The 317-nt window shown below is 44.8% G+C and carries 1 protein-coding gene; it reads left to right on the forward strand.

The features are described 5' to 3' along the window. Positions 1-50 precede the first annotated feature (50 nt). Positions 51-317, forward strand: a 267-nt coding sequence (locus ACTQ16_RS16900) for a hypothetical protein (protein ID WP_441938600.1), incomplete at its 3' end; no start/stop codon positions are given.

Here is a 317-nt window from a genome sequence, read left to right on the forward strand (position 1 = left end):
TGATGGCAAGTTTGGGAAATTACCATACTAATATTCTGTCGAAAGACAATGTGCTTAAACTCGTAAATGATCGTTATCTGGTAAATACCCGATTGGAACAGGCGTTTTGGAACGACAAGCTGAACTTGTCTTTGGAGTACTCTTATTACCAAATGCAAAATAGAGTGAAGGACTTGGGGACTACGATGCGAGAGCACCAAGGTAGCTTTGGGCTTTCTTTCTTCTTGTTAGAGGACTTGGAGTTGTTCGGCGATGTCAGCATGAACTGGCTCAAGGACGCAGACCATCAGGAGCATGAGAGCGATGCCAATGCTGGC

The organism is Prevotella sp. LCP21S3_D2 (assembly GCF_052118345.1).
Lineage (GTDB): Bacteria > Bacteroidota > Bacteroidia > Bacteroidales > Bacteroidaceae > Prevotella.